General features: G+C 58.3%; 1 protein-coding gene. It reads right to left on the reverse strand.

Going from position 1 to position 1,457, the window contains the following annotated elements; genetic code table 11:
- Positions 1 to 104: 104 nt before the first annotated feature.
- Positions 105 to 1,295, reverse strand: a complete 1,191-nt coding sequence (locus tag BSP239C_RS20325; RefSeq protein WP_101575101.1) for a DDE-type integrase/transposase/recombinase — start codon at positions 1,293 to 1,295, stop codon at positions 105 to 107.
- Positions 1,296 to 1,457: the final 162 nt, after the last annotated feature.

Raw genomic sequence — 1,457 nt, forward strand, 5'->3', positions numbered from 1 at the left:
CCTGTTGCCTCATTGCAATACCTCCGGGAACGAAACATCGTTGCCTCAAATGAAAACCTCCGGGAACATGGTGTCGTTGCCTCAAATAGGAACCTCCGGATAGCTCACCCGTTGTTCCAGGCTCGATTGATCGCGGGTTTGACCAGGCCGGGCATCTTCGCCACCGAAAGAGTCTCGAGCCTGCCGGTAAGGTCGAGAATCTGCCTCGACAGGGCGCCGGGCTTGATGCGTTTGAACACGGCATTCATGCTGATGATCGGACGTTTACGCATCTTTTCATGCCGGATCGCGCGTTGATGCGGGGTCGCTGGCCCATCGTGTTTCTTGCTCACTTTCGCTCCTCGCCGGGTCTTGGAGATCAGTTTCTGCTGTGGCAGGAGGTAGTTAGTGAAGATCCGGTCGAGTTCCCAGATCTCGTTGAGCAACTCGAGCTCGGCTGGAGTGTCATAGCGCAGGTAGCCGACGAGTTCACGGACTCTGGCCCAGTTCTTCTGTTCGACATGGGCCCCGTCGTTCTTGTTGCCCGACCGCGACCGGGTGAACGTGATCTCGTGGGTGATGCAGTAGGCCAGGAGGTGTTCGTTGATGAACTCCGACCCGTTGTCGGAATCGATGCCGATAATCGGGAACGGGAAGACGCTCATCACGTACTCGAGGGCTTCGAAGACCCATTTCGCGGCCTTGTTCTTCACCGACCGGTTCACGGTCCAGCCGGTGCTGATATCGGTCACGGTCAGGGTGAAGCAGAACTCGCCGGAGGAGTTGCCACCTTCATGTCCGACGAGATCGATTTCGACGAATCCGGGCACGGCGTCGTCCCATTCGGCCCAGGTCCGGATCGGGATCTGAGACTTCAGTAGCGACCCGGGTTTCGTGTGGGACCGGCCGCGGGGAAGCATCTTCTTACGTTCATCGGCGAGTTTCCGGTCGATTGTGGCAGCGCTCATCGACGTGAGGAGGTCGGCTTGGGCATCGGTGATGGTCAGTTCCTTGTCGCGGCGGAGCATCGGGACCAGGGTCGGCAACATCGCGGCCATGAGCTTGCCAGCTGGTGCCCTAAGGATCGCCCAGCAGGTGATCAAGGCCGGCAACAGGTCGGGAGTGTAGATCGGGGCCCGTCCTGGTCGGGTTTTGACGACCCTGGGTTTTAGGGCTTGTCGTAGCGCGGTGCGGGCGTAGTCGCGGTGGAAACCGGTGAGATCGACGAGTTCGTCGAGAATCCGGGATTTGCCGGCCCGGTTGGCGTTCTTGTAGGCGATTGCTTTCTTCTTTGTTACGGCTTGTCGTTGCTTCATCGTCAACTCCATGAAAATCAGGCGTACCCGTCATTGCTGCCTGTGGGTTGGAGCCACTCCGGTGGCGGAGGTTTTCTATTGAGTCAACGACTCGTTGTTCCCGGAGGTTTTCATCTGAGGCAACGATGTGGTGTAAGCGGAGGTTTTCTATGAGTCAACGCG

Origin of the sequence: Brevibacterium sp. 239c (assembly GCF_900169365.1) — a bacterium.
Lineage (GTDB): Bacteria > Actinomycetota > Actinomycetes > Actinomycetales > Brevibacteriaceae > Brevibacterium.

What these genes read in the sequence shown, in the direction of transcription:
- BSP239C_RS20325 (WP_101575101.1), bottom strand. Translation starts at nt 1,295, where the DNA reads ATGAAGCAACGACAAGCCGTAACAAAGAAGAAAGCAATCGCCTACAAG.